26 protein-coding genes and 1 pseudogene are annotated in these 26,455 nt (G+C 55.1%); 20 read left to right on the forward strand and 7 right to left on the reverse strand.

The window, feature by feature from the left end:
* Window positions 1-13 precede the first annotated feature (13 nt).
* From GOV89_RS15970 to GOV89_RS15980, 3 genes are read left to right on the forward strand one after another with little or no spacing between them, the layout of a single operon-like run.
* Window positions 14-1,117: a mandelate racemase/muconate lactonizing enzyme family protein gene (locus GOV89_RS15970; protein ID WP_171238608.1), complete on the forward strand. Its 1,104-nt coding sequence runs from the start codon at window positions 14-16 to the stop codon at window positions 1,115-1,117.
* A 14-nt stretch (window positions 1,118-1,131) separates the two neighbouring features.
* Window positions 1,132-1,863 carry an SDR family NAD(P)-dependent oxidoreductase gene (locus GOV89_RS15975; protein WP_171238609.1) on the forward strand — a complete coding sequence of 244 codons (732 nt, stop codon included), beginning with the start codon at window positions 1,132-1,134 and terminating at the stop codon, window positions 1,861-1,863.
* Entirely contained in the window at window positions 1,860-2,594 is a 735-nt protein-coding gene (locus GOV89_RS15980) for an SDR family NAD(P)-dependent oxidoreductase (RefSeq protein WP_171175907.1), read from the forward strand. The genes GOV89_RS15975 and GOV89_RS15980 overlap by 4 nt, the downstream gene beginning before the upstream one ends.
* A 10-nt stretch (window positions 2,595-2,604) precedes the next feature.
* Here the strand turns inward: GOV89_RS15980 and GOV89_RS15985 are convergent, their stop codons facing one another.
* The 4 genes from GOV89_RS15985 to GOV89_RS16000 are packed head-to-tail and all read right to left on the reverse strand — an operon-like array spanning window position 2,605 to window position 7,079.
* A complete protein-coding gene (locus tag GOV89_RS15985; RefSeq protein ID WP_171238610.1) occupies window positions 2,605-3,945 on the reverse strand; it encodes an FAD-binding oxidoreductase in 1,341 nt (446 codons plus the stop codon).
* Entirely contained in the window at window positions 3,942-5,438 is a 1,497-nt protein-coding gene (locus GOV89_RS15990; protein ID WP_171238611.1) for an aldehyde dehydrogenase, read from the reverse strand. Before GOV89_RS15990 ends, GOV89_RS15985 begins: the two co-directional genes overlap by 4 nt.
* A 5-nt stretch (window positions 5,439-5,443) precedes the next feature.
* A complete protein-coding gene (locus tag GOV89_RS15995; protein WP_171238612.1) occupies window positions 5,444-6,361 on the reverse strand; it encodes a dihydrodipicolinate synthase family protein in 918 nt (305 codons plus the stop codon).
* Window positions 6,362-6,368: 7 nt separating this feature from the next.
* Complete coding sequence (locus GOV89_RS16000) at window positions 6,369-7,079, reverse strand: GntR family transcriptional regulator (protein WP_171175899.1); 711 nt, start codon at window positions 7,077-7,079, stop codon at window positions 6,369-6,371.
* 160 nt (window positions 7,080-7,239) lie between these two features.
* Between GOV89_RS16000 and GOV89_RS16005 the strand changes: the two genes are divergently transcribed.
* From GOV89_RS16005 to GOV89_RS16045, 9 genes are all read left to right on the forward strand, one after another.
* Window positions 7,240-8,190: a GlxA family transcriptional regulator gene (locus GOV89_RS16005; protein ID WP_171175897.1), complete on the forward strand. Its 951-nt coding sequence runs from the start codon at window positions 7,240-7,242 to the stop codon at window positions 8,188-8,190.
* 470 nt (window positions 8,191-8,660) lie between these two features.
* Window positions 8,661-9,470: a methyltransferase domain-containing protein gene (locus tag GOV89_RS16010; RefSeq protein WP_171175895.1), complete on the forward strand. Its 810-nt coding sequence runs from the start codon at window positions 8,661-8,663 to the stop codon at window positions 9,468-9,470.
* Between the two features lie 462 nt (window positions 9,471-9,932).
* Window positions 9,933-11,165, forward strand: a complete 1,233-nt coding sequence (locus GOV89_RS16015) for an integrase family protein (RefSeq protein WP_171238613.1) — start codon at window positions 9,933-9,935, stop codon at window positions 11,163-11,165.
* Complete coding sequence (locus GOV89_RS16020) at window positions 11,162-11,764, forward strand: hypothetical protein (protein ID WP_170623256.1); 603 nt, start codon at window positions 11,162-11,164, stop codon at window positions 11,762-11,764. Before GOV89_RS16015 ends, GOV89_RS16020 begins: the two co-directional genes overlap by 4 nt.
* A gap of 86 nt (window positions 11,765-11,850) precedes the next feature.
* Complete coding sequence (locus GOV89_RS16025; protein WP_217352170.1) at window positions 11,851-12,135, forward strand: AlpA family transcriptional regulator; 285 nt, start codon at window positions 11,851-11,853, stop codon at window positions 12,133-12,135.
* A gap of 81 nt (window positions 12,136-12,216) precedes the next feature.
* On the forward strand, window positions 12,217-12,465 hold the full coding sequence (locus GOV89_RS16030; RefSeq protein WP_171238614.1) for a hypothetical protein: 249 nt from the start codon (window positions 12,217-12,219) through the stop codon (window positions 12,463-12,465).
* Entirely contained in the window at window positions 12,462-12,716 is a 255-nt protein-coding gene (locus tag GOV89_RS16035; RefSeq protein ID WP_171238615.1) for a hypothetical protein, read from the forward strand. The genes GOV89_RS16030 and GOV89_RS16035 overlap by 4 nt, the downstream gene beginning before the upstream one ends.
* 69 nt (window positions 12,717-12,785) lie before the next feature.
* Window positions 12,786-13,820, forward strand: coding sequence for a hypothetical protein (locus tag GOV89_RS16040; protein ID WP_171238616.1), 1,035 nt, complete (start codon window positions 12,786-12,788; stop codon window positions 13,818-13,820).
* Window positions 13,804-14,025 carry a hypothetical protein gene (locus GOV89_RS16045; protein ID WP_170619892.1) on the forward strand — a complete coding sequence of 74 codons (222 nt, stop codon included), beginning with the start codon at window positions 13,804-13,806 and terminating at the stop codon, window positions 14,023-14,025. Before GOV89_RS16040 ends, GOV89_RS16045 begins: the two co-directional genes overlap by 17 nt.
* Window positions 14,026-14,393: 368 nt before the next feature.
* Here GOV89_RS16045 and GOV89_RS16050 read toward each other — a convergent pair whose 3' ends face one another.
* Window positions 14,394-14,705, reverse strand: coding sequence for a hypothetical protein (locus GOV89_RS16050; protein WP_170611859.1), 312 nt, complete (start codon window positions 14,703-14,705; stop codon window positions 14,394-14,396).
* Here GOV89_RS16050 and GOV89_RS16055 point away from each other — a divergent pair.
* The 7 genes and pseudogenes from GOV89_RS16055 to GOV89_RS16080 form a co-directional block, all read left to right on the forward strand.
* A pseudogene (locus GOV89_RS16055) lies at window positions 14,698-15,594 on the forward strand (IS3 family transposase); the annotation flags it as partial. The gene GOV89_RS16050 and the pseudogene GOV89_RS16055 sit on opposite strands and share 8 nt — an antisense overlap.
* A gap of 118 nt (window positions 15,595-15,712) precedes the next feature.
* On the forward strand, window positions 15,713-15,946 hold the full coding sequence (locus tag GOV89_RS16060; protein ID WP_170567908.1) for a hypothetical protein: 234 nt from the start codon (window positions 15,713-15,715) through the stop codon (window positions 15,944-15,946).
* A 137-nt stretch (window positions 15,947-16,083) separates the two neighbouring features.
* Window positions 16,084-16,584, forward strand: a complete 501-nt coding sequence (locus GOV89_RS16065; protein ID WP_171238617.1) for a DUF1269 domain-containing protein — start codon at window positions 16,084-16,086, stop codon at window positions 16,582-16,584.
* Between the two features lie 203 nt (window positions 16,585-16,787).
* Window positions 16,788-16,922, forward strand: coding sequence for a hypothetical protein (locus GOV89_RS22995; RefSeq protein WP_256368552.1), 135 nt, complete (start codon window positions 16,788-16,790; stop codon window positions 16,920-16,922).
* 261 nt (window positions 16,923-17,183) lie between these two features.
* Window positions 17,184-18,293 (forward strand): mechanosensitive ion channel family protein, encoded by a 1,110-nt coding sequence (locus tag GOV89_RS16070; protein WP_170422168.1) that lies wholly within the window; start codon window positions 17,184-17,186, stop codon window positions 18,291-18,293.
* A gap of 293 nt (window positions 18,294-18,586) precedes the next feature.
* Window positions 18,587-19,771, forward strand: a complete 1,185-nt coding sequence (locus tag GOV89_RS16075) for an AI-2E family transporter (RefSeq protein ID WP_170567910.1) — start codon at window positions 18,587-18,589, stop codon at window positions 19,769-19,771.
* Between the two features lie 343 nt (window positions 19,772-20,114).
* Window positions 20,115-20,351 (forward strand): hypothetical protein, encoded by a 237-nt coding sequence (locus tag GOV89_RS16080; RefSeq protein ID WP_170422163.1) that lies wholly within the window; start codon window positions 20,115-20,117, stop codon window positions 20,349-20,351.
* 602 nt (window positions 20,352-20,953) lie between these two features.
* Here the strand turns inward: GOV89_RS16080 and cls are convergent.
* Both cls and GOV89_RS16090 read right to left on the reverse strand, forming a co-directional pair.
* Window positions 20,954-22,375, reverse strand: coding sequence for a cardiolipin synthase (gene cls / locus GOV89_RS16085; RefSeq protein WP_254451539.1), 1,422 nt, complete (start codon window positions 22,373-22,375; stop codon window positions 20,954-20,956).
* A gap of 385 nt (window positions 22,376-22,760) precedes the next feature.
* Entirely contained in the window at window positions 22,761-23,630 is an 870-nt protein-coding gene (locus GOV89_RS16090; protein WP_170422160.1) for an AraC family transcriptional regulator, read from the reverse strand.
* A gap of 402 nt (window positions 23,631-24,032) precedes the next feature.
* On the opposite strand from GOV89_RS16090, the gene GOV89_RS16095 reads away from it, so the two are divergent.
* The gene (locus GOV89_RS16095) at window positions 24,033-26,384 is read left to right on the forward strand and encodes an arylsulfatase (RefSeq protein ID WP_348540085.1); all 2,352 of its coding nucleotides are present in this window, start codon (window positions 24,033-24,035) and stop codon (window positions 26,382-26,384) included.
* Window positions 26,385-26,455 lie beyond the last annotated feature (71 nt).

Genomic DNA, 26,455 nt, shown 5'->3' on the forward strand with positions numbered 1-26,455 from the left:
CAAGCAGAGCAGCATGAAGATCGCCGAACTCCATATCTACAGCCACGACCTGCCGGTCAAAAACGGACCCTACACCATGGCCAATGCACAGGTCTGGTCGCTTGATACCACTCTGGTCAAAGTCGTTGCCGATAACGGATTGATCGGCTGGGGCGAGACCTGCCCAGTTGGCCCGACATATGCTGAGGCGCACGCAAAAGGCGCCCGTGCAGCTTTGATCGAAATGGCCCCGGGCTTGATCGGCACCGAAGCACTGCCGCTGACACTGCATCGCCGGATGGATGGGCTGCTGAACGGGCACACATATGCCAAAGCGGCTGTCGATATTGCGGTTCACGATGTGCTGGGTAAACACTTGGGCGTGCCTGTCAGCGACCTGCTGGGTGGTGCAGCAACTGACAAAGTCCCATCCTACTATGCCACTGGCGTTGGTGCGCCTGACGATATTGCCCGACTGGCAGCCGAGAAAATGGCCGAAGGCTACCCGCGATTGCAGATCAAGGTCGGGGGCCGCCCGGTCGAGATCGACATCGAAACCATCCGCAAGGTCTGGGACGTTGTCAAAGGGTCGGGTACGCGTCTGGCTGTGGATGGCAATCGGGGCTGGACCACGCGCGACGCTTTGCGCGTCAGCCGCGAATGTCCGGAAATTCCGTTCATAATGGAACAGCCCTGCAACACCATTGAGGATTTACATAAGATCCGGTCTCAGGTCACGCACGGCATTTATATGGACGAAAACAGCACCAGTCTGAACACTGTGATCTCAGCAGCAGGGACTGGTCTGGTCGATGGGTTCGGGATGAAAGTCACTCGGATCGGTGGGTTGCACCCGATGCGCGCTTTCCGCGACATTTGCGAAGCCCGAAACCTTCCGCACACCTGCGACGACAGCTGGGGTGGGGATATCATCGCCGCTGCCTGTACTCATGTCGGTGCAACGGTTCGGCCCGATCTGCTGGAAGGCGTCTGGCTTACCGCACCTTATATCGAAGGTAACTATGATCCCGACAATGGTATCCAGATCAAAGGCGGGCATATCGCGCTTCCGTCAGGGCCGGGGCTGGGCGTGGTGCCTGATGAAAGCCAATTTGGCACCCCTGTTGCGTCGTTTTAACCGTGGATGATCTCATGACCCTGAATGGAAAATCGGCTTTGGTCACTGGCGCAGCCGGAGGTATCGGGGCGTCAATCGTTGAGCGTTTGCGCCAAGCTGGGGCGCGGGTCGCGGTTGCGGACCGGTCGGTCGATGGTATTGAGGCCGAGGCGTATCTGCCCGGCGATCTGCTTGATCCAGACTATGCCGACCAATTGCCCCGGGCCGCGGCGGCTGCGCTGGGCGGGCTCGATATCGTGATCAACAACGCAGGTGTCATCCCACGCGGGTCCGTCACCGAAACGTCGGATGCGGATTGGTCTTTGTCACTGGGCGTCAATGTCGAAGCCCCGTTTCGTATCTGTCGCGCGGCGATCCCGATCATGGCTGAAACGGGAGGGGGCGCTATCGTCAACACCGCGTCTTGTTGGGGGCTGCGCCCCGGCCCCAATCACGCCGTTTATTGTATGACAAAAGCGGCCATTGCGTCCCTGACCCAATGTATGGGTATGGACCATGCCCATCAGGGTATCCGCGTCAACGCTGTATGCCCGAATGAGGTGAATACGCCTATGCTGCGCTCGGGTTTTGAAAAGCGCGGTTTTGATCCCGATACTGCCGTGGCCGAGCTGGGCCAAACCGTGCCGCTGGGCCGCATCGCCGAGCCCGAGGATATTGCAGACGTCATCATGTTCCTCGTCTCGGACGCGTCGCGTTATGTTTGCGGTACGCTGGTCGAGGTCAACGGAGGGAAGCCAGTTTCATGAAGCGGTTCGAGGGAAAGGTGGCATTGGTCACAGGCGGGCGCAGCGGCATCGGTCAGGCCATTGCCCGTCGGTTGCGGGATGAGGGCGCGCAGGTCTTTACCGCGCAACGTGGAGAAGACAGCGAGTTTCAAGGCATTGCAGCGGATTTCACCGATCCCGACAGCCCGGCACAGGCGGTCAGCGAAGTGGTATCTGATGCTGGGCGCCTGGATGTGTTGGTCAACAACGCGGGTATGATGCAGGAAGTTTTGGTCGAAGACATGAGCCTTGAGGATTGGCACCGCAATCTGACGGTCAATCTGACCGCTCCGTTCCTGATGATCAAAGCCGCGCTGCCGCATCTGCGTCAAACCCGCGGTAATATCGTCAATACCGGATCCATTGAAGGTTTGAGCAGCAATCCCGGTCACGCGGCTTATTGCGCGTCCAAGGCAGGGCTGCATGGTCTGACCCGCGCCGTTGCCGTGGATCACGGGGTTGAAGGTGTCCGTTGCAACGCCGTGGCACCCGGATGGATCGATACCGAACTGAACGAAGATTTCATCGATTCCATGCCTGACCCTGCTGCATTCCGTGATGATATAGCCAAAATCCACCCTGTTGCACGGACCGGTCGGCCGGAAGAGGTTGCAGCCCTCGTCGCGTTTCTGGCGTCAGAGGAGGCGGGCTTTATCACCGGGCAGGTCTACACCGTAGATGGTGGGCGCATGGCCAAGCTTAGCCTTCCCTGACGCCAACGCATCACTCCTTACCGGATCGCCATTCTTTCCAAATCAAATAGCTGTTTGCCCCAAGCGAGGCGAATGGCTCGGGCGGCAATCGCGGAAGATCCGGCTGTTCCAGAAAGTGACTGGCGATCTCTGATCCGCCTTGCATCACCAATTCTGCGATGCCCATGCCTTGCAAGGTTCCTCGGGCGATGCCCAGGCCATTCTGACAGCAGGCCGAGAACACACCGTCCTCAAGTTCACCAAAGGCCGCAGACCCATTGCGGCTTAGGCAAAGCATCCCGGCCCAGCGGTGCTCCATCGTTACGTCTGACAGGTGCGGGAAACGTTCCATGAACTTGCGGTCCTGAACCCAGCCGACATTGCGCAGCCGCATTGGGCTGGTCTCGATTGTCGGGTGAAAGCTGGTACCGTTGCGGATCAGGATGCGATCGCCGTAGCTGCCGGAAATGCGCCGCACCGATGTGCCCATCGGATCGGCAGGTGTCACCGACCAGCGCGATTGCCCGCCAAGCGTTTTGATCTGTGCCACAGTCAAAGGTGCTGAGATCGACGCGTAGAGGCAGATATGCATCAATTGTCTTTGGTAGAACCCAAAGCTTTCGAGATGGCCGTTATTGGCGAGGATAATCCGCCCGGTCTTGACCTTGGCTTTGGTGGTTTTGACCACCCAGCTTGTGCCTTGCTTTTCGAAACTGGTGACTGGTGAGTTTTCGAACACGTCAATCTGATCAGCCAATTGGGCCGAAAGCGCCCGCACATAGGCTGCGGGTTGGATCATCACTGTTCCTGGCGCGTAAAGTCCCGAGGTGTAATGTGGGCTGCCCGTGATTTCGTGCATCTGTTGCTGGTCATAGAGCGTGTGAGGCTCACCCAGTTTCCTCAGGTGTTCCGCAAACGCGCGGTTGTGCGCGTCGCCCGCCTTGGTGGCGGCGGCATTGTACTTGCCGCAGGGGTCGAACATTTCCTGATTTAACTCGCATTCCCCGGCCACGTCGCTCGCAAAAGCAATGGCCTTGCGATTCAGTGCAATTGCGGCGCGATCCTCTTCCAATCCTTCGCCTGCATAATTGTCCGAGGCCAAATCATGAGGCAGGTCGATCATAAATCCCGAGTTCCGCCCCGCAGAACCATCGGCAAATCGGCCTGCTTCCAGCAGAACAACCTTCAGTGATGGATCCAGTTGATGCAGCCGCCGCGCCGTGCTGAGCCCAGCAAACCCACCGCCAACGATAGTGATGTCGGCAATCAGGTCCTTGTCCAGTTCCGGCAGGGGCGTCTGGGGTGGCAGGATGGCATTCCATCCGGCCGGGCCCGTCTGCCGGGGAAGTCTTTTGGCCTCGAACCGCGTCAATCCACCGCCTCGTCTGCGTCATCGGCCAGATCGATCCAGATGGTTTTCAACTGGGTGTACTGATCGTGGGCGTGGACCGAATTGTCGCGACCGCCAAAGCCAGACTGCTTGTAGCCGCCAAATGGCGTGGTGATGTCGCCTTCGCCAAAGCTGTTGACTGTCACGGTGCCCGCCCGGATCGCCCGAGCCCCGCGAATGGCGCGCTTGGCGTTGGCAGTGAAGATCGAGGCACATAGGCCATAGTCGGTGTCATTGGCGATCTTGATGGCTTCGTCAAAGCCCGACACTTCGACCACTGACAGGACCGGGCCAAAGATCTCTTCTCGCGCCAGGGTGGCGTCATTGCCGGGTACTTCGACCACCGTAGCCTCGACAAAGCCTTTGTCAGCTTTGCCACCGATCACCACGTTCTCGGCCTGATCCAGATAACCGCAGACCTTATTGTAATGCCCTTCGCTCACCAGCGCGCCCATACGGGTTTCCGGGTCCAGAGGGTCACCGATATTCCACTGTTTGGCGTGATGTGCAATGCGCTCCAGCAACTCTGCCTTTACATCCTTGTGCACGATCAGGCGCGACGAGGCCGAGCAGTTCTCGCCCATGTTCCAGAACGCGCCGTTCACCACATGCGCGGCCACACGGTCAAGGTTTTCAGCGTCATCCATAACGATGGCCGGGTTTTTGCCGCCCATCTCCAGCACCACTTCTTTGGCGTTACTTTCGGCGGAATAGGTCAGGAACCGTTTGCCGGTTACGGTCGAGCCGGTGAAAGAGACCATGTCAATATCCATATGCCGCCCGATGGGTTCACCGACCTCTGCGCCGCCGCCCGGAACGATGTTCAGAACGCCGCGGGGCAGGCCAGCCTCCATCGCCAGCTCAGCCATACGCAGAGCGGTCAGCGTGGTCTCAGTCGCGGGTTTCACCACGACCGAACAGCCCGCCGCCAAAGCAGGCCCGATTTTCCACGCCAGCATCAGCAGCGGGAAGTTCCAGGGCAGCACCAGGCCGACGACGCCAATCGGTTCGCGCACCACCATGGCGATGTGATCGTCGCTGGCGGGCGAGACTTGATCGTAAATCTTGTCAATCGCCTCGGCGTGCCATTTCAGGCAGTGGATCGTCTCGGGCACATCCACGGATTCGCAATCAAGGATGGTCTTGCCGCTGTCGATGCTTTCCATCACCGCCAGTTCGCGCGTATTGCGGGTCAGTAACTTGCACAACCGGATCAGCACATCCTTGCGTTCGCTCGGATGCAGCTTGGACCAACGGCCATCGTCAAACGCCTCACGCGCCTTTTCGACGGCAAAGTCCACATCCGCTGCGCCGCAAGACGCGATGTCCGCCAGTTTGTCGCCAGTGGCTGGGTTCACTGTCTCAAAGGTCTCACCCGAAATCGCGGGGCGGAAGGCGCCGTCGATGAAAGCGCCTGTAGGCAGCGTCAGGCCTGCGGCGATGGATTTGTATTCGTCCTGTGTCAGCAGATCCATGTCTCTTACCCCTCAGCCACAATGTCAGCGATTGTCTTCTTGAGCACACGCGTCACCTGTTCCAACGCGCGCTTGTCGTCTTTGTTCAGACCCTTCAGCGGAGGCCGCATCGCGCCCGCATCGATCCCGTTCATGGTCACGCCATGCTTGATGGTCTGGATGAACTTGCCACCCTGTTCCAACACTCGCATCAGCGGCATCATGGCCGACATGATCCGCCGACCTTTAGAGAAATTCCCCTCGATCACGCAGGCATCGTAAAGCGCCACATGCTCGGTGGGCAGAAAGTTCGACCCGCCACAGACCCAGAACGGCGCACCCCAGGCGAAGAATTCCAACGCCTGGTCGTCCATACCGCAGCCAAGCTGGATGTGTGGATAGTCCCGCGCCAGCAGGTGCACCCTGTTGATATCGCCCGAGCTTTCCTTGATGCCGCAGAAGTTCCGGCTGCGGCCTACACGGTCAAGAAATTCCTCACCCATCATCGTGCCGGTGCGGTGCGGGTAGTTGTACAGCATTACGGGCAGGTCCGCGGCCTTGTCGATAGCCAGCGCGTTCAGTGCGTTTTCGCGGTCGGTCGGCACCGAATAGGGCGGGCTGGCCAGCAGGATCGCATCTGCACCAATTTCGCGCGCGCCCGAGGCCAGCGCAATGGAATCCGGCGTCAGCATGGCCCCGGTCCCTACGACCAGAGGCAGACGGCCTTTCAATTGCTGATGTGTGAATTTGGCCAGTTCCAGCCGTTCTTCCACAGTCTGGGCATAGTTTTCACCTGTCGATCCGCCCGAAATCAGACCATGCACGCCACTCTGGATCAGGTATTCGATCACATTGGACAAGGCGTCCCAATTAACGCTTCCATCGTTGTGATAGGGCGTGACCACAGGGGTATAAATCCCCTCAAACTTGAAAATCGGGTTCATTCCGTCCTCATGCAGGTTTCGAAAGGAGTGGGACGCCCATCGGGACATCCAGCGCGTCTGGCATCACGAACATCTCAATCTGATCGCGTGACAGGTTCCAGTGATCTTCGGCTAGCTTTGCCGCTGCTGCTTCGTCCCGCGCCTCGATGGCTGCGATGATGGCATCATGCTGTTCGCTGGCGCGTGACAGGTTTTCCGACATTTCATCGGACTGTGGGCGATAGAACGTCATGCCGATCCTCGCGTGATCGATCAGCAGCCGGTTGAACGAGGGCAGCAGATAGACATTGCCCGACATCTCGCCAGTCACATCGTGAAAGCGATTGTTGGCCAGCGCCCGATCCTCGGCCGAACCTGTACGTAACGCGGCTTTGAACGCTTGCTGCGCGTCTTTTAGGGCGTCGATCTGCGCAGGGCGCGCGTTTCCCGCAGCCAGACGCAGGATCGCGCCATACACCATTGGTGCGGCAAGGAAGAAATCGCGCAGGGTCGTGTAAGACATCTCGGACACCCGCGCGCTGCGGTTTGTACGCAGGTCGAGATAGCCTTCCCCCGCCAGTTGCCGGAATACCTCGCGCAGCGGTGTGCGTGACAGGCCGAATTCATCTGACAAATGCGCCTCGTCCAGATCTGTGCCTGGTTGCAAGCGCAGAGTCAGAATGGATGTTTTCAGGTGCTCTTGTAACGCGCCTTTTCGCGACTTGGCTTCGTCTTTCATCCCTTAGCTCATCCATCTTTCATAAAGCGGTCGAATCGTGCTGTCACGGTTATGTATGCTAAGAAAATACAACTTGTATACAAAAAAAATTCGTGCAGCATAGGCTCCTGCAAAATAGACTCACTTTCGGGCGCTGTCCCAAGTTCAAACGGATCAACTCATGCCTAAGACGCGGCGCATCACATTTCTTCTGGTCGAGGAATTCTCGCACCTTGCGTTCTCTTGCGCGGTGGAACCGCTGAGGATTGCGAACCTTGTGAGCGGGGAAGAACTTTATAGCTGGAACTTCGTGTCTGAGCATGGCGAACAGGCGGTGTGCTCAAATGGGTCAGTTACGCTGGTTCACTCCGGGCTGGAAAACCTGGCCAAATGCGACCAGCTTTTTGTGCTGTCGGGCATTCATATGCGTAAGCACGTCACCCGCCGCCTGTTGGCCACCCTGCGGCGAGCGCGCGCCCGCGGCACCCCAATCGGTGCCCTATGTTCGGGTGCCTGGGTGTTGGCCGAAGCCGGCTTTCTGGACGGGATGCAGGCGGCGATCCATTGGGAATACCATGATGCCTTCATGGAGGCGTTTCCCGAGGTTAATCTGGTTCGCAGTGTTTTTGTTGCTGACGAAAAACACATCACCGCGTCGGGCGGAACCGCGACGGCAGATTTGATGCTGCATCTGATCGAGCGCGACCATGGCGAAGAGTTGGCAATCGATGTGGCAGATCAAATGGTTTACAACGCGGTGCGCAATGCAACGGCGAAACAGCGGGTTTCGCTGCAGTCACGCAACGGGATGCGCAATGCGCACCTGGCCAAGGCCATCAACATCATGCAGGACAGCATCGAGACCCCAATCTCGCCGTCCTTTATTGCCGAAGAACTTGGCATTTCCACCCGGCAGCTAGAGCGGCTGTTCGGCAAGTATCTGAACACATCGCCCAAGAAGTACTTTATGGAACTGCGCCTGGAACGTGCCCAAAAGTTGCTGCTGCAAACCGAGGCTTCAGTCACCGAGATCGCAATTGCTTGTGGTTTCGAAAACCCGGGCCATTTCTCGCGCGTGTTCCGATCCAGCTTTGGTGTCACACCGCACGCACAGCGCAACAAGATCGACTGAGAAGCGTCTGAGCGGGAAAGAGGACTATTAAAACGGCAGGGGATGCCGTGCTTCATCGGTCCAAATCGGACCTGAGCGGGCATCCCCCTAACCCTGCCGAGATACCCCCTCATTAAAACCGGACTAGTCAACAGATCGGCAGGATTATTTACCAATAGATTGCGATGTAGGCATAACTATTGCGAGAACTTGTCATCCATGAGATTCTTGTGCCTACATTTCTTAACCTTTGCCTTAATTGTGGGCATCGGTTTCGTCGGACAATCGACGGTTTCCAAAGAGTAGTCGTTTTCGATAGGGCGAGTCGAACAACTTGCTCTTGTGTTCCTCATCCGAGCCAATTTTCGCAAGATGAACTAGGTTGGCAAGCTTTGTAGCCAGGCGCTGACGTTGTTGAAAAAGCCGGATGTGTTAGAATTTCCCCTGATTGATGCGGTGTTGTGGAGACCAAAAATTCAAGGGAGAAAGGTATGTCTGACCCATATTCAAATCTGGCCAACGAAGACGATGCGTTGCAGGCGCGTATTGCCGACGCAATGGATGCCCGTTGTTTGGAGCCTGCTCAGGTTGAGATCAGAAAAGCCTATCTCAGAGATCTTGATCTGCCTGAGGGAGCGTATGCAGTTGAGTTCGGTTCTGGCACTGGGCACGTTACCAACGACTTGATCGAGATGGCCGGTGCGACCAAGGCGCTGGGCATCGAGCCATCACCAATAATGGTTGAAAGAGCGCGGCAACGTTTTGACGGAAAACCATCTTTGAGGTTTGAGGTTGGTGATGCAAGGAATACAGGGCTTCCATCCTCATCTGTTGACCTGGTGTTGATGCACACACTGTTGTGCCATGTTCCCGATCCGCAAGACGCCGTTCGCGAGGCACACAGGATACTCAAACCGGGCGGTTTGGTTGCCGTCTGCGATGGCGACTATGATACGGCGACGGCCCAGATTGCAGATTTCGACCCGTTGGATCAGCTTGTCCGCTTTATGATCAACCAGAATGTCACCAATCTTTGGGTCATGCGTCAGATCGGAGAGTTGCTGGGTACCGCAGGGTTCGAACTTGGCCGACGCTGTGGACATGGCTATGTGGCCGAAGGCGAAGCCGGGTATTTCCTGACAGTGATAGATCGCGGGGCGGACCGAATGGTCGAAACAGGTGTCCTTTTCCCTCAGACAGCAGAAGCGCTGAAAGCAGAAGCACGCAGTCGCGTTTCAAGTAACACGTTTTTTGGTTTCATGTCCTATGTCAGTCAGATTGCCAGAAAGCCAATCGGGTGATCAAACTAACTGCATTTTTCAGCGACAAGGTCGTTTTGAGAACGGCGGATTAACACTTGAATATATCCGGTCCGAGTGTCCGCCGGGCAGGTCGCAGCTCCATAGTTTCAGGTTTGGCGGCCCCATGAGATGGCAAGGAGTTTGTTCTATACGCGCTTCTATCCAATGCTTCCCTGCTTAGAACTCGGCGGAGCGAAGTCATAGAAACAAGGGTGGTCACGATATTGGAGATGTATGGATGGTGCTGCTGGAGAGAATTGAACTCTCGACCTCTCCCTTACCAAGGGAGTGGTCGGAATACGACTAGATCCGATCTACCCCTATCAATAAGCATAAAATAAAGAACTTTGCGCGAATTCCCTACGCTTAGCCTACGCTGAGCTACGCGGCATTTGTGTGGGAATGGGGTGTGACAGCCTCTGGTCCCGTGATACTGTATTCAAACTGCCAATGGAGAATGGAATGACCGACCAAACGAACGTGGTTCGCCTTGCGGATCGTAGGGAAAAAGAACCCCGACCCGCCTCGGACAGGGTCAACCTTACAACTTCTCGCATCAAAAGCCTCAAAGCTAACGGCAAGCGCCAGCGCGTCGCCGACAAAGATGTCGTGGGTTTGCACCTCACGATCTCGCCGACCGGCGCGAAGAGCTTTCTGGTCAGAACGCGGATCGGCAAAGGCCGAGGTGCAGTGATCGATGTGACAATCGGCAAGACAGACGTTGTCTCTTTGGCGGAGGCGCGCGGTCGTGCGAAAGAAATACTCGCTCAGGCCCGTCTGGGGATCGACCCCCGACAGACTGCGAGCAAAGAGATATCCGTATCTGACTTGGTCGAGAGATTTCTGGAACGTCAGCGAGAGCGTGGCATTTCGCGTATCGACAATCAGGAACGTTGTCTTGTTCGGCTGACCCAAGGGCTGCTGCAAACGCCTGCCCAGCACGTGACCCAGTACCAATGGAATACTGCGTTGAACCGCATCCACCGCAAGTATGGCCTCAGCGCTGCCGTGGATGCTCGGAAGTTCGGTAGGTCGATGATGAACTGGGCCAATGGTGCGGGCCTTGTTCGCAACTCGGAATTCCTGCTGATCCCCGTGATCGAACCGACCCGTGCGGAAATGATTGAAACAGAAGCACGTAAAGGCAATCGCTGGACCCTTCGTCAAAAGGACTGGGCTAGCTTCTGGGAAGCCGCGAGTAAACTTGGCGATGAGGTATTCGCCGGGTACCTGCGAGCATTGGCATTGACCGGTCTGCGCCGTAACGAAGCGGCACAGGCTCTTTGGTCGGATGTCGATCTAGTCAATCGTGTTTGGACCATCCCTGCTTGGAACACCAAAACTGCTGCTGCTCGTGTCGTCTACATGGACGACTTGTTGGTCAGCGTGTTGGAGCAGTTGCCTCGAACGGGGGACCTTGTGTTCGCAGGTCGTGGCGGCGTTGTCATGTCAGGCTGGACACAGCGGGTGGCCAAGTTCAGTACGATCTACGGTGAGCAGATCGCCCTTCACGGTCTACGTCGCGGTGTCAAAACAGCATTGTCGGAATTGCGTGTAGCGCAAGATGTTCGTGATCTTGCACTGGGCCATTCCCGCAAGGGGCTCGACGCCTTGTATGACAAGTCTGAGTTGGAAGACCTCCGCCGTGACGCGCAGCGCCAACTGGAGCAGGCATGGCAGGAGGCGATCCGATGAACAAATTCGGCCCCGGCAATCTGATCGATCCGCGTTTGCTTGAAGAGTTTCGCAATAAGGTCAGGCGTATGGGCAACCTTTCTCCCGAGGAGAAAGGGTTGGCGATTGCGAGCGAGGTCATGCCTCTGTTGAAGGGGTTGTTCCCTGATCTGTATATGAGCCATGAGCTAGACCCTTACTTCCTGAGGTTTGGCAACGCTGTGGATGTTGATACGACTGACGTCCACGGCGGGAACGACGCTAAAACCTCCTCCGAAACACTGATGATGTTCTTGGGGGCAAACGCTGATGCGCTGCACAAAGCCACTGGGTTGTCTCTGGCGAAATCAGCGCTTCGTGTATCGGACTGGGCGACAAAGGGCGGTGACATAGCCGTAAACGGTAGGAAGGTAGGCCTGTCCAAACACACAATCAAGAATTGGATGGCGGGCGGGAAGCAGATGAAAATCCCTGACCGACCCGACCGTGACCGCGCCCGGTCCAAAATGGTTGAGGATATTTGCGCAAAGACTGATCGCTTGGAGCCTGAAAACGTAGAGGCCCACCTGCGAAATAGCGTGGAAGAATTGGCCACGCGTATGCGGAAGATCAACACCTGAAACAAACCTGACCCCTTTGCAAATTTGGGGGGTCAGCTTTCTGTGTGATTAATAGGTAGCCGAACCTTTTATGGAGTTTCGGCACTATGAACGCACCAGCCCAGCCCAATTACCTCATGGCCGCAGTAGCTCGTTTGCAGGGCGAAATCGACGAGGCATTGGCATTTATGCCAGAGCGCCCATCGCCGGATCAAATGCTCACGACGCAGCAGGTAGCTGCTTTGCTGAGTGTCTCAGTTCGGACACTGGAAGCGTGGCGGTCGAATGGTGCAGGACCGACAACGACAAAGCTAGCTAGTTCAGTTGTTCGGTACAAATACGAAGACCTGTTGAAGTGGGTCGCCGGTCAAAATCGGGAAAATGCGGAATGACAAACCCCGACCCCTTTGCAGGGATCGGGGTTCTTTTTTGCCAATAAAGGTCCCCAACCGACCAAAGTAGGAGAACTCTAGATGGTCATATCATTACCCAAAACCGCCGAAAACAGCAACGGTCCAGCGGTCGAAGAAGCTCTCCGTGCCGCGCTCGCGAACCCCCGGCAACTCCCTGACTGCATCGTGGATATGTTTGTCGCCGCGATTTGTGGGAATGCCGAGGAGCGAGAAGATCACGTTCACGATTTGATCATGCCGCTTCTGCTTACACACGGTCGTCAGAAGCAACTGGACGCGGTGGCCGGGGATCGGGAGGTGCGCGCATGAGACGCTCGCCTTTGGCCCGCACAACAGCCGGTGCCGCAACCCCTCGAACATCCTTATCGCAGCAAGTTGGCAAGGACGTTGCCAGCAGTCTTCACGGTGCTGGTGTGGCGATCCTAGCGGCAAAGGACAAAGCCGCCAAGCTGGCGAGCCGGTCAGACATCGCATCGCTGGTCGGTGACCTTGAGCGTTTGGAAAGAGACCTTATCGAAGTGAAGGCGACAGCGGATTGGCTCGCAAGGGGTAAGCGGTGATGGGGATCACCAGTCCGGAGAAACTCAGCGTGGAACAACTCCGCGCGGAAAAGTCATAGGAGACAGTAAATGGCAAAGGAAAAGTCGGAAACAGGTGATGCCGTGGAGAGTGGCAATACTGAGCCCCCTGTTGCTGCAACTCAGATGAATGGGGGCACCTCCCCCGAAGCCGGAAACGGATATGCTGTGGAGGGAGGGTCAACTCCGGTGGGCGGGGGTGACGATCCTTTTGACCTCGACAACATTAGCGTGTCGGGCACCTCCGCCGAAGACCTCGGGATCGAAAAGCCCATCCTGCACATTCCGGTCGATAAACCGGGGCGGCAGGATTTTTTTCGGGTCCACCCCGACCCGGAATTCCGGATGGACGCTCGGATCATCAAGCTTGATGCGGAGCGGGAGAGCTACCTTGTAACCCGATCCATCTGGCCTGCGATCCCCGGCGAAACCAAGCTGGTCAAACTGGTGCCCTGCCTGACCCGCGCGGGCACGCTGTACATGTGGCCGTTGCCGATGCCGGATGAATTGATGGGCCGACGCGATACTGCATGGGGCACAACGGCGCGCAAAGCGGCTGAAATGGCAGAGACCAAGTGGGTTCGGATGCAGGCCAACATGCCTGCGGGCCACTATGACGTGGTGTCTTCGGCCAACCGCCCCTGCGCGAGGGACATCGGGATCATAACGATGTTGGTGAGTATCGAATTTGTCGCCATTGCCACCAGCAGTTTGAACCAGTGCGTCGTGCTCACTTCTTCTGCAGCAACACCTGCCGGTCAGCGTCTCACCAATATTGGCGATATGTCCGAAAGAACGGACGGCATAACCACAGTGGTGATTTTCACAACCGAAAACGCAAGAGGCCTCCCTCCGAGTTCAGCAAAGAACTGGCCTTTGGAGGTAGTCGGAATGGATGACGTGCGGGCACGGTTGAAACGTGTATTACCGAAGGCCGCTGCCACAATGGCGCGGTCGATAGCAGGAGGGAACCGGCGCGGCAGACACCTGTTGGTGAAAGCCTACGGTGAGGCCGAAACTGCGCGCATGATTGCCGAGGCCAAGGCTCAATTGGCAAAGGAGGAAGCTGATGCCAAGAAAGACTGATTACCTGTCCAAACACAACGAGCTTCGCAGGCGCAACGGCCAGTTACCTTTGTTTCCAATGAAAGGATCGATGAAGCGGGGCGCTAAGCTTACCAACAGAAAAGCCGCTCAAGGCACCTCTGGTCTGAAGAAGTTAAGAGATACCAGTGCTGCTCTGGCGAATGGTGGTTATCCCCTGAGCCGATCACAGAAGTACGGTAAGTGAACATACCTAAGCCCTTGGGGTTTCTAAGGCTACTATTGGGGAGTGGTCACCGATGGCCGTCCGGACCTCCCAGTTCAGGCTCAATAGGCAATCCATGGTCCGGAGGCTCTACGCCATGCTTCTCTAACCATTCGAGTACCTCCCCCCACTGCGTTTGGATCGACGGCTTTCTGCGGAATTCCTGCAGTTGCTCTAGCCTGCATCGGAGATCATGCGGAATTGTTCTGGGCCAGCGTCTAGTTGTCCGGAAAGTGGACAGTCAAATTGAAGGCTTCGGGTTCCGACTGCACGATCTCGGTCATCTTCTCATAGAGACAGAAGCTGACCTTTCTAATTTGCTCAATAAAATCCGGTTGATCGCGCCATCTTTAGAACTGTAAACCTTCATCGTGCTGAGCGAAAATAGCGTAGAATGGTTGATCATGGTTTACGTCTATTGGTCTCGCTTCCGCAGTAAAGTTCATCATCTCGGCATCCGAATGGGCGACGAGTTTGTTTCGAAGTCGCAGAACACGGTTGTGAAGCTGTTTTTGATCCTGGGTCAGGTCGGCGCGGATTTGCTTGAGTGAAAGACGTGGTACCTTGCTTTTCCCGTCAGAGAACGGTCGGGCATAGGAAATGATCGCGGTGTGTTCATAGCAGCGAAAGCGACGCAATTCGACTTTGGAATAGCTGGGCATCCCGAAGACCACCTTCTATCGCTGGTACGACCGATATCGTGCCGGTGGTCCCGACGCGCTTGAAGACCGCTGCCCCAGGCCATCGCGGGTCTGGAACCGCATTCCCACGCCAGTACGCGAGAAGATCAGGGATCTGGCCCTCAAGGAAAGTGAGCTTTCCCCGCGTGAGTTGGCGGTACGCTTCACCGACACGGAAAAGTATTTTGTGCCAGGGGCTTCCGTCTATCGCATCCTCAAGTCGTACGACCTGATCACTAGTCCGGCTTATGTGGTTTTGTCCGCAGCGGATGAGTTCCAGGACAAGACGACGCGACCGAACCAGCTCTGGCAGACCGACTTTACCTATCTGAAAGTGATCAGCTGAGGATGGTTCTATCTCAGTACGATCCTGGATGATTACAGCCGTTACATCATCGCCTGGAAGCTTTGCGCGACGATGAAAACCGAGGATGTGACCGATACGTTGGCCCTCGCTTTGCAGGCCTCAGGTTGTGATCAGGCAACCGGGCTGCACAAGCCGCGTCTGCTCAGCGACAACGGGTCCAGTTACATCTCTGGTGAGCTTGCAGACTGGCTGGAAGATCAACAAATGGATCATATCCGAGGTGCGCCATATCACCCACAGACCCAAGGCAAGATCGAGCGCTGGCATCAAACTCTCAAGAACCGCATCTTATCGCAAAACTATTATCTGCCCGGCGACCTCCAACAACAGATCGACGCCTTCGTCGAGCATTACAATCACCGTCGCTACCACGAAAGCCTACAAAACCTCACGCCGGCTGATGTCTACTTCGGGCGCGGGCAGACCATTCTGAAACAACGCGAAAGGATCAAACGGAAGACAATCGAAACAAGGCGCTTGCTTCACCGAAAATCCGCCGCATAATCGGAAAAACCAGATGGGCCAGATCCTCTCTTAGCTATGGCCGCCTTCTGTACCAAAACCCCTGACGACGGACACTGGCAACATTCGTCTGCTCTCAATCAAAATAAAGGCAATTCATATGGACTTGACTGTACTCATGAAAGACCTGCAGCAACGACGCGACGAGTTGAAACTGCAACTGCACCTTGCGTCGAAAGAAGCTGAGGATGAATGGACAGAGCTTCAGGCCGAATGGGACAAGTTTCTTACAAAAGCCGAGTTCGAAAAGTCCGCTGAGGAAGTTGGAGAAGCGGCACGCGATCTCGGCCTCAAAATGAAGGCCGCGTATGACAAGATGAAAAAGGCAACCTGATCAAGCAGGCTATTGGGTGATTCAGTGCGGCCTCAAACCCGGCTGCCAGCCCGCCAGAAGTTTCATAACTTTGGGCCCAACAATAATGCGATGGGTCTCGCAGAAGGATCCGCGGCCGAACCAAAGGAGACCGAACGATGAACCTGGTCGCAATTCTCATGAAAGATGTTGAAGCGGCGCGCTCCGCGCGTGGCAAAATTGCGGGATTAACCAGAATGGCGCTTGTTCAGTTAGAAGACGCGGTTGTCGTCTACACTGAAGATGGCGAAATCAAACTTGATCAGACCGTCAACATGACGAAATTCGGGGCTCTGGGCGGTCTTTGGGTCGGTGTGGTTATCGGTGGCGCTATTGGTCTGATGAGCGGGAATCCAGCGCTATTGGCTGCAAGCGGTGTGTTTGGGTCACTCACAGGTGCCGTTGGAGGATCGGTCGCTGATCGTGGCATTCCGGATGATTTTATGAAGAAAACAGCACGATCATTGGAAGATGGTCGTGCCATACTTTTCCTATTGGGTGGAACCGAGAACCCAGAAATGGTTCTTGAAAAGCTGTCTGCTTTTGAGGGTGAGGTGCTGATATCGGATTTCTCTGACGATGTCGTGCAACAGATCAACGATGCTCTTAAGTCAGTATAATCCGCAGGTGTGTTCATCAAAACGATGATCGTTTAGCCATCATACAACGACACCACGGCTGCAGGAAAAAGCTCTTGCCAGTACGTTTTCGGCTCAAGTCTCTGACAGGACTGCCGAATAGGTTACGGAGGGCTCTTCAGCTTCCGGTCCAGCGCCATTTCAATCGCTATAAGCCGGGACGGATGTAGTTGAGGATGGCGGAAATGGTTGCATTGGACAAAGAGCTGACTGCCATGGAAGACGAACTGGACGAAGCCGCTGAAGAAATGGCGACAGACATCCAAGAAAGTATCGACAAGACCAAATCAAAGGTCAAAGAAGCAAATAGACCGCATTGACGCTCGGCTAGAGGAGATCGACGCGGAGTTCGATGCTAGGTTGGATGCAATTGACCAGCAAATCGACTCGGCGACAGAAAATTCGAAAGCTCGGTTCCAAAAGAGAAAAGCAGAGATACAAGAGGAATACTCTCACAGAAAAGCTCTTTTGAGCAAAGCAGCCAAGCTGGCAGGTGAGGCACTCGGCTAACGGGCCAACGAACCCGCCAAATTCTAAAGCGGGTTCGACACAGCCGTTTGCTGGAGTTACAAATCGAATTTATGGAAGAAAACAGTTTTCGAGAGCCACTTTCCACTTACGGTGATGCTCTGTCACGGTGGTGGAGCTCAGTAGATCATCCCGCGGCCCTTGCCGCGATCGTGTTTTGTGCGGCGGTTTTGGTTTTTCGTCGTGCACTGGCCATGGTGGTGGTTTCAGCGCTCAATGCATTGCTGTCAAACTTATCTTCCGAGATTGGTGAAGCGACGCGTGAACGCCTCGTTTCGGCTACTCAAGTACTTCTTGTAGCCCTATCGATTTTCCTTGTCTCTGAAGCTCTGGAACTTCCCGAGTTTACAGGTGGCCTCTTTAGGAGCGTTCTAGCGACCGCTGCCATAGTGGCTGTGTTTGCAACTTGGTATGAACTAGCGGGTAACTTTGTTTCAATCTTAAAAACAGGTGAGTTTCAGGATGTAACCCTTGAGGCCGACTGGACCACTAGAGTTACTCGCTTCGCCATTTTTATCTTTGGACTTACTGCGATATTGAAGGTCTGGAACGTCGACATTAGTGGAGCTCTTACTGGCGTCGGTGTTTTGGGCGCAGGGCTTGCGATCGCTGCACAGGACTTAGTACGGAATTTGATCGCGGGAATGACCAACCAAAGCGAGGCTCGATTTGTCACCGGAGACGCCATAGAAGTTGATGGCAAGTTTCTGGGGACGGTTAAAAAGATCGATCTGCGTTCCACACTCGTGGTTGGCTTCGACCAAGTGCCCCGCCATGTTCCGAATGCTGATCTGTCAAATTCTGTTGTTAAAAATTACTCAAGAATGCAGCACAGGCGTATCCTGATTTCAATTCCACTTGTTCTTTCGTCGTCCCGTGACCAAATTGAAAAAGTTAGACGTGATTTGAGTGAGTTCTTGAAGAACAGTGGGGCCTTCTCACTCGATGATGATGCTCCCAAGTACGTTAACGTATCGGGTATCAGCAACAGTTCCATCGACATTCAGTTCTATGCCTGGACGAAGTCTGGTACTTATTCAGACTATCTGGAAACAAGTGAACGCCTTGCCCTAGAAGTTTTAGAGACTGTCGCAAGGGCAGGCACCGCGCTAGCCTACCCCACCCAAACGATACATATGGCAGAGCACGCAGGAAAAAGCTGAAGCCAAACGAACTGGTGGCTAACGAGCCATTTTCATTTTGCAGAACACCTTCGTCTCTGCGCTCTTTGGTTCATTTAGTTCTTTCGCTACCTCATCCTCCAAAAATGCACGGGTGCTTATTTCAGTCATTTCATCCGCGTCCGAATTTGTTGGCGTCTGGACGTCGGAGTTGCCAGACTGGTCGGACAGTGGCCCCCAAACTGCGCGAAGTGCCCCAGCCGATTAAGCGATGTTGTATTTTGTATGCATAACGTGTTCAATTTGAGACAAGTTTACCAATAGGACTCAATTGTTTGGACCCAACTCGCGAAGACAATACAAAAGTGCCGATTTGGTTCCTCACGATGGTCACTATCGCTCTCGTGATTTGCGCTCTGTGGTTCGGGCGCGGGTTTCTCATTCCTCTTGCGGTAACGGGTCTTCTTTATATTCTCACCTCTGCGCTTGTTGATAAGATTCAGCACACCAGTTTGATTGGCTGGTCGCCACCCGGCTGGTTAGCTCAACTTCTGAGCACGGTTTTGATAGTCGGAGCGGTCGTTCTTCTGGGTCTTGTTGCCGCTTCATCAGCGGATGATGTTCAAGACGCGTTGCCAAGATACCGGGAGCGCTTCTCAATTTTGTCGGAACAACTGGAAGGTTTTCTCGGACCCAAGATCGTGATCGCAATCCAACAAGCCATGGAGCAAGCCGATGTAGGGCGTTGGTTTACTGCAGCAATGAGCGGAGTGGGCGGAGCACTTTCAATGCTTGGCCTTATAACGCTCTATTTGATCTTCTTGACTGCTGAACGACTAGCTTGGGCTACTAAATTGCCACTTTTGGCTTCTGGGGAGGAAGAGGCACATCGCGCCAAGAAAGTGCTTTCGAGAATTTCCAATGGCGTGAAGCAGTATATGTGGGTGAATGCAGTAACAAGTGCCATGAGCGGCGTTGTTGCATTCGCCATTTTTTCGTGGGTTGGCTTGGACTTTGCGCCACTACTTGCACTGACCGTGTTTGTAGCCGGCTTCATTCCAAACATTGGGGCGTTCATCGCAATTGCGCTGCCCTCTCTCGTTGCTCTGATCCAATTCGATACTATGAGGCCGTTTTTAATCGTGTTGATTGGCTATGGCCTTGCGGATCAGTTCATCGCCAATGTCATACAGCCGAAAATGCAAGGTCGCTCTCTGAACCTCAGCACGTTCATGGTAATGGTCGCTCTTACTTTCTGGGCCACTGTCTGGGGCGGGATCGGCGCGTTTTTAGCGATACCGATGACGGTAATCGTTATGGTTTTTTGTGCAGAAATCCCCGCAACACGGTGGATCGCAATAGTTCTGTCAGCGGATGGTCAATTACTGGAAGAGCAGACTGTTGCTTCAAAAAAGAATAATCAATCGGTGTTGTCGCATATAGGCCAATCCAAAAAACGCCAAGAGTTTGAAGAGGAAATTGAGCAACTTCGCGCAGACTTCGACAGTAGAGATAAATAGTCTACGCTTAACAGGGGCGCGACTATATCGATGAAGTTCTCTACCAGTGTCAAAACGGCGGCCAGGTTGTCAAATTTTTTAAGCCACCATTATTTGCCCCTGTAATCGATTGAACGTGGCTGCAGCGATGACGGCGAGTAATGGATCAGCAAACAGTGGTTGAACCGTGCATGCAAAGTGTTTGGAGGGTATCGCAGTCAAGCGTTTGGCTTTTGGTTCGGATCTCAATTCCAATCCCAAATTAGCAAAACTGTAGCGCTGCGAGAGTATACAGAACTTTGAATTTAAACTAATACTTACATCATTAAATAAGTTCTGGCCCGCAGCGATAGGAGAGATTGACATGGCTGATATTGCGAAATGGATGGATGATCTCAAGCAAACACGTGACGAGCTTCGTTTGCAACTTCATCTTGGTGCGAAAGAAGCAGAGGATGAATGGGAAAGCCTTATGCGTGACTGGGACTCGTTCTTGAGTAAGTCTCAGTTCGAAAAGTCCGAAGATGAAGTCGGAGAAGCGGCCCGCGAGCTGGGTCTGAAGATGAAGGCCGCCTACGAACGTATGAAGAAAGCAGTTTAGTCTGCGGAAACAAGCGAGGATCACTAAACGCGAAAAGTTTTGAAAAACTCAAACGTATGGCGTGGCTACGTCATTTTAATTGAGGTGTTCTGAGCGAGATAGTCTCAATCGCGTAGTGTCCTTGCAAAATTGCCATCTCGACGATTGTTCATTTCTTAACCGCAAGGGACAGGCGATCAGATCGCGCGCCGTCGTCTTGCGGTGGCACGCTATCAATCTGGCTTAGTGGTTTTGCTATGCTTGTTGCAGTGATTGGCCTATTTTTTGGGAACGTTGCCTGTTCTTCTGTCTGGGCGATAACTACGGGAAAGCGCTGGGCGGCGGAATCCTTGCTGTTTGAGCCTGGATCTTGCTGTCGTCCCGGTGCTTGTCGCGCCTCGAATGAGCGCTGAACGAGAACCGGAACCTGTCATTGAATTTCGCGATCTCGCAATGGACGATATCAAGGCGGCATAGTCGGAATGGCTGGGTGAGGCAAAGCATCTGGAAGAAAATGTGCGGCGTATTGCCTCCTATCCGTTTGGCGCTGTGGAATCGACTCTGCTTGGCCCGCTTTTTTCAACGACGGCGAAGTCTCTCTACAAGAAGGTGCAAACTACCAATCACAACAAAGGCGAAACTAGTCGGGACAAGGGAGCACCAATTCTGATACGTTTTGGTTGCTGCGACAGCCTTTTCGAAAGTTCGAAGGAACGTTCGAAATCAGCTTCAAACATCGCTTCTAGTTGTGATGCAGCACTATCATCAAAGTAAACCGCCATGGCTTCAAAGTTCAATCGAAACGACCGGTTATCCATGTTCATGGTTCCGACAACTGCAAGCGTATCGTCAACAAGTACGACCTTTTGATGCATGAAACCCGCATCATAGCGCATCACTTTGACTCCTACGTCGCGGATCTCGTCAAAGTATGCGAAGGCAGCCAACCAAGGAACGGTATGGTCTATGACCTCCGGGACCAATATACGCACATCTAGGCCGCGTAGCGCCGCTAGTTTAAGCGCGGTCAGAATATCGATATCTGGCACAAAATAAGGAGATGCAATCCACACTCGTTTCTTAGCTTCCGCGATGCAGGATACGAAGAACATGGCCCCTGTTTCCAGTTCGTCACCCGGACCAGTAGCGACCAAAAGTGATGTCATGTCAGCTTTATCTCGATCGGCATTCCAATTCAGGTCATCGATCAGTATTTCGTCTGTTGCCCAGTGCCAGTCTTCCACGAAAATCAACTGAAGCTGGGAAACTACTGGGCCAGTCATCTGAACATGTGTGTCGCGCCAATTACCAAAACGTGGATCGAGTCCTTTGTACTCGTCTCCGAAATTCAAACCACCCGTGAAGCCCACATGACCGTCGACAACTACTGTTTTGCGGTGATTGCGAAAATTGAGCTGAAAACGGTACTTCGGCCCCCTTGTCGACTTCGGATCGACGAACTCTACCCCTGCTGACTTTAAGCGCTGAAAATAGGTGGGAGGAAGCTTTTTGCTTCCTACAGCATCGACCATGAAGCGGACCGACACCCCTCGTTCAGCGGCATTGATCATGTGATCGCAAAGGGCTCGGCCAACGCCATCATCGTTGACGATATAGGATTGGACAAGCACGTATGATTTTGCAGTATCAATCGCCTTGAAAATCGCTGAGAACGTCTCCTCACCATCTATGAGAAGCTGAAAACCATTTCCGTCTACTCCGGGTAGTTCTGCGATCTTTTCAAAAAGTGTTGTGTCGTTCTTGGGTTTGGACTTAGGCCTATGTTGTTCGCGATAAGTCGCCACACCTTCAAGAACCTGTTCGCTTGAGGCACGACTTATTTCATAGCCACGATATTTGTGGTGTCCAAGAAACAGATAAAGCGGCACACCAAGGTAAGGTGCTGTTACAAGAAAGATTGCCCAACCGATCGCGCCTTGAGGAGTACGCGCCGTCTGGATAGCGCGCCACGCGAAAACAATCGCAATGACCTCTGACGCGATGAGTGCAATAATCAAAACCGTGCCGAGCATTTCATCGCCCATTCCATAGACAGGGGAAAGCCTGACTGAGTTACCCTCGGGCCAAAGCTATGTGAGTTTCCCATTCGTAACAACTTTTGGGCCCTCCGTCTGGTCTTGTCAGACGAACTTTTGTTGGGCGTGGCGGGGCAGTAAAGCCGCCGTTCGGATTTCGGAAGCTGTCGTTGGGGCAATCCTGGCTGACCGACTGCTCAGAGCCCAAAGCGGACCTTCGAACTCGACGCGGCAACAGGCAGAACTAAGCGCGAAACGGAAATCGCTCCACTGCTATCTAGCAGTAATGGTGTCTCAAAGTAAGCCTTTCGCGTACACGTTGAATGCTTCTGGTCGGTTGTCTCGTGGCTATAAACTCCACTGCTCAATGCCTTTTGCTAGCCAGAGAAGAGGGTCAGGTGCCTCCGCGCGACCGGAACTCTGATGGAGAGCACCCCTCCCACTTTGAGAAGGCCGTAGAAAAGTTCTGCCGGTGCGAAAAACCAATGCTTTGAGCGACCTCGTCAATTTCGCGGCCTTGCCGTAAAGCCTCTCGCGCGATGGCATGGCGCGGGCCATCGCGGAGGCGATCAAAACGGCTGCCCTCTTTTTTTAGGGCATCCTGGAGGGTTCTGAGCGGTTTGTCGAGAAGGTTAGCGACTTCGGTTTGCGCAAGAGGGCGCTGGTTGGTGCGCAATGACGCGTATTGCAAATGAGTTACGAGGTCGGACATCTCACAGGACGCATTGGGCACTTCGGGCGCCTCTGCCATGGCCAAAAGAAGGAGATCGGACAGGTCGGGCCTGGAGTGTTTGAGCGGCGTCCGCAAGAGGTGATCATCGAACTCAACTGTTCCGATATCACCCTCCGAAACCTGGCTCACGCCACTGAGAAATGTTGTGTGGTGAGCGCGCGCTCCGGGATAGCTCACCCGGATATGCGCGCTGCGTGTGCCCGTGCGCTGGGCGAGAAGGTTGCAGATCAGTCCGATTGTGTATTGCACATCGAGCGAGGCTTCCGGGCCCACGCCGAAGGGGTGAACGTACGTGAACCGACAACGATCCCTTCGCACTCGGAGGCCAACACTGACCCCGGGAACGATATAGGGAACCGTGTCGCGCAGAATGCAGAGGGCGGCCCAGATAGTCTCAGAATGAATGACGGCTTTGCCGAAAAGCCCCATATCCGCGAACTCTTGGTCCATACCTGCCCTCAGCATGATCCCGCCAAGATCATCGAGGTGGTCGATGCGGGCGAGGCCCTCTAGGTAGGTGCCGTCGGGCATCCAACGCTCCGCCTGATTCGGAACATCGAGCCCCGCTACCTCTGCGGAGAGACCTTTCCCCAGACCAAACATGGGATCAGACAGGCACTTAAACAAACCCAGCAACAGGCCCGCACGGACCTGTCTCGAGTCGTCGGGACGGCAAAACGATCGATCTTCCCGTGTGTTTGAAGACAATAGCTGGTTCCTTGGGCGCTAGTGTTGATTCTTAGACTAAGCGATTTGTGCCTACAACACTGCAGCAAAAAGAACTCGACGCGGCGCCTCCCGGACATGTCCTACGAAGAGCGCTGCCAAAAGGTAGCGGTTTCATTCTGGCTCGCGCTTCATGCCGCGCGACATGGAAGCAGTCTGACAAAACGAGGTGCGTCGCGCAGTTCAAATCAAAAGGAGGAGACAGCCGTGAAACTTTTTGAACTGACCAGGTTGCCCATGGCGCTCTTGGCAGGAACGCTCGCCCTGACTGCCGCGCCAGCTGTGGCCCAAGATGACTGGGATCGCTCGGTCTTGCCGGTCCCAATGACTGAGTTTGGTGGCCATATCGCGCTCCGCACCTCGGACTCGAGTCTCGATTTTCCGCGGCAGGTGTCCGCACCCGAGGGTGCGCCCAATGTTCTCTTGATCATGCCGGACGATGTGGGCTTTGGCGCGCCGACTGCCTTTGGTGGTCCCGTGCCAACCGAAGCCTATGATCGGCTTGCCGAGGATGGCCTCCTGTTCACCCGGATGCACACGACGGCACTTTGCTCTCCGACCCGATCGGCGCTGATTTCCGGGCGCAATCACCATTCCAACTCAACCGGCGTCATTATGGAGCTGGGCACTGGTTTCCCGGGCTACAACTCGCTGATGCCAAAAGAGAACGGCACCATTGCCGAGATCCTGAAAGGCAACGGGTACAACACCGCTTGGTATGGCAAGAACCACAACGTGCCGGACTGGCAGTCGAGCCAGGCCGGGCCGTTCGACCTGTGGCCGACGGGGCTTGGTTTCGAGCAGTTCTTTGGCTTCATCGGTGGCGACACAAGCCAGTTCACGCCCGCGATCTTTGACGGCACCAAGCCGATTGAGCCGCCGAACACCGATGATTACCACCTGGATGAGGACATGGCCGACCGGGCCATCAACTACATCCGGGAACAGCACGCGCTCGCACCGGAAAAGCCCTTCTTCGTCTACTACGCGCCGGGCACAAGTCACGCGCCGCACCACGCCCCGCAAGAGTGGATCGACAGGTTCAAAGGCCAGTTTGATCAGGGCTGGGACGCCGTACGCGAAGAGTCCTTCGCGCGTCAGAAAGAGCGCGGCATCATTCCACAGGATGCTGTGCTTACGCCGCGTCCGGAACAGCTTCGTGCCTGGGATTCGCTGAATGATCAGCAGAAAGAGCTCTATGCCCGCATGATGGAGGTCTATGCCGGGGCGCTGTCGCACATGGACTACCAGATCAACCGCATCATCGACGCGGTCGAGGAAACCGGCGAACTCGACAACACGTTGATTATCTACCTGATGGGTGACAACGGCGCGTCGGCTGAGGGCAGCCCGGATGGATTGCTAAACGAGATGACGTTCTTCAACAACATCCCCGTGCCCTTCGAGGACACGTATGCGCGCATCGATGAGCTGGGCGGACCGAATACGTTCGGCCACTTTCCCTCGGCCTGGGCGCACGCGATGAACACGCCGTTCCAATGGACAAAGCAGGTGGCCAGCCATTTTGGCGGGACCCGCAACGGCATGATCATCCGCTGGCCCGCTGGCATTGAAGCGCGGGGGGAGGTCCGTGATCAGTTCCACCACGTTATCGATATCATGCCGACAATCCTCGAAGCGGCTGGCCTGCCAGCACCGACCTCGATCAACGGGGTGGCCCAGTCCGAGATCGAGGGCACCAGCATGATGTATGCCTTCGATAACGCGGAGGCACCCTCAACCCGCCGGACCCAGTATTTCGAAATGCTGGGCAACCGCGCGATCTACAGTGACGGCTGGATGGCGACCACCACACCGCCGGAAGCCCCCTGGGTCAGCGTGGTAAAGCCGACCGATGTAATCACCGAGTGGGATTGGGAACTCTATAACGTTGCCGAGGACTTCACCCAGGCCAACAACCTTGCCGCGGAGAACCCCGAGAAACTGGCAGAGTTGCAGCTTCTGTTCTACGGCGAGGCAGCAAAATATGACGTGCTGCCGATTGTCAGCAGCAAGGTGGAGCGCATGGATGTCTCGCTGCGCCCCAGCCTGACGGCGGGTCGTACAGAGTTCACCTACTACGACAACATGACACGCATTCCCGAAGGCACCGCGCCCGACTTCAAAAACAAGTCGCACACCATCACGGCGCATATCGAGATCGCTGACGGGGACAATGACGGGATGCTCGTCACCCAGGGCGGCCGGTTCGGCGGCTGGGCGCTCTACGTGCTCGATGGCAAGCCGGTCTACACCTACAATGTTGCCAATCTTGAACGTTACAACATTGAGGGCGACCCTCTGTCGGCTGGCAAGCACACGATCCGCTACGAGTTCGAGTATGATGGCGGCGGCGTCGGCAAGGGCGGCATGGGCAAGCTTTTCGTTAACGATGAACTCGTTGGCGAGGGTCGGGTCGAGCGCACCATGGGCTTCCGAATCTCGCTCGATGAGACATTCGACATCGGCTCCGACGCGGGCGAACCCGTGAGCGAAAGCTACCACGTGCCCTTCGACTTCCCCGGCACGCTGGAGAAGGTCGAGGTCAAGTTGCGGTAACCGAGGTGTTCAGGTGTGGACAGGGGCATCAGCCCCTGTCTGCGCAACGAAGACATCAACAGCTATCCCTC

The sequence above is a fragment of the Ruegeria sp. HKCCA5763 genome, assembly GCF_013034545.1.
Taxonomy (GTDB): Bacteria; Pseudomonadota; Alphaproteobacteria; order Rhodobacterales; family Rhodobacteraceae; genus Ruegeria.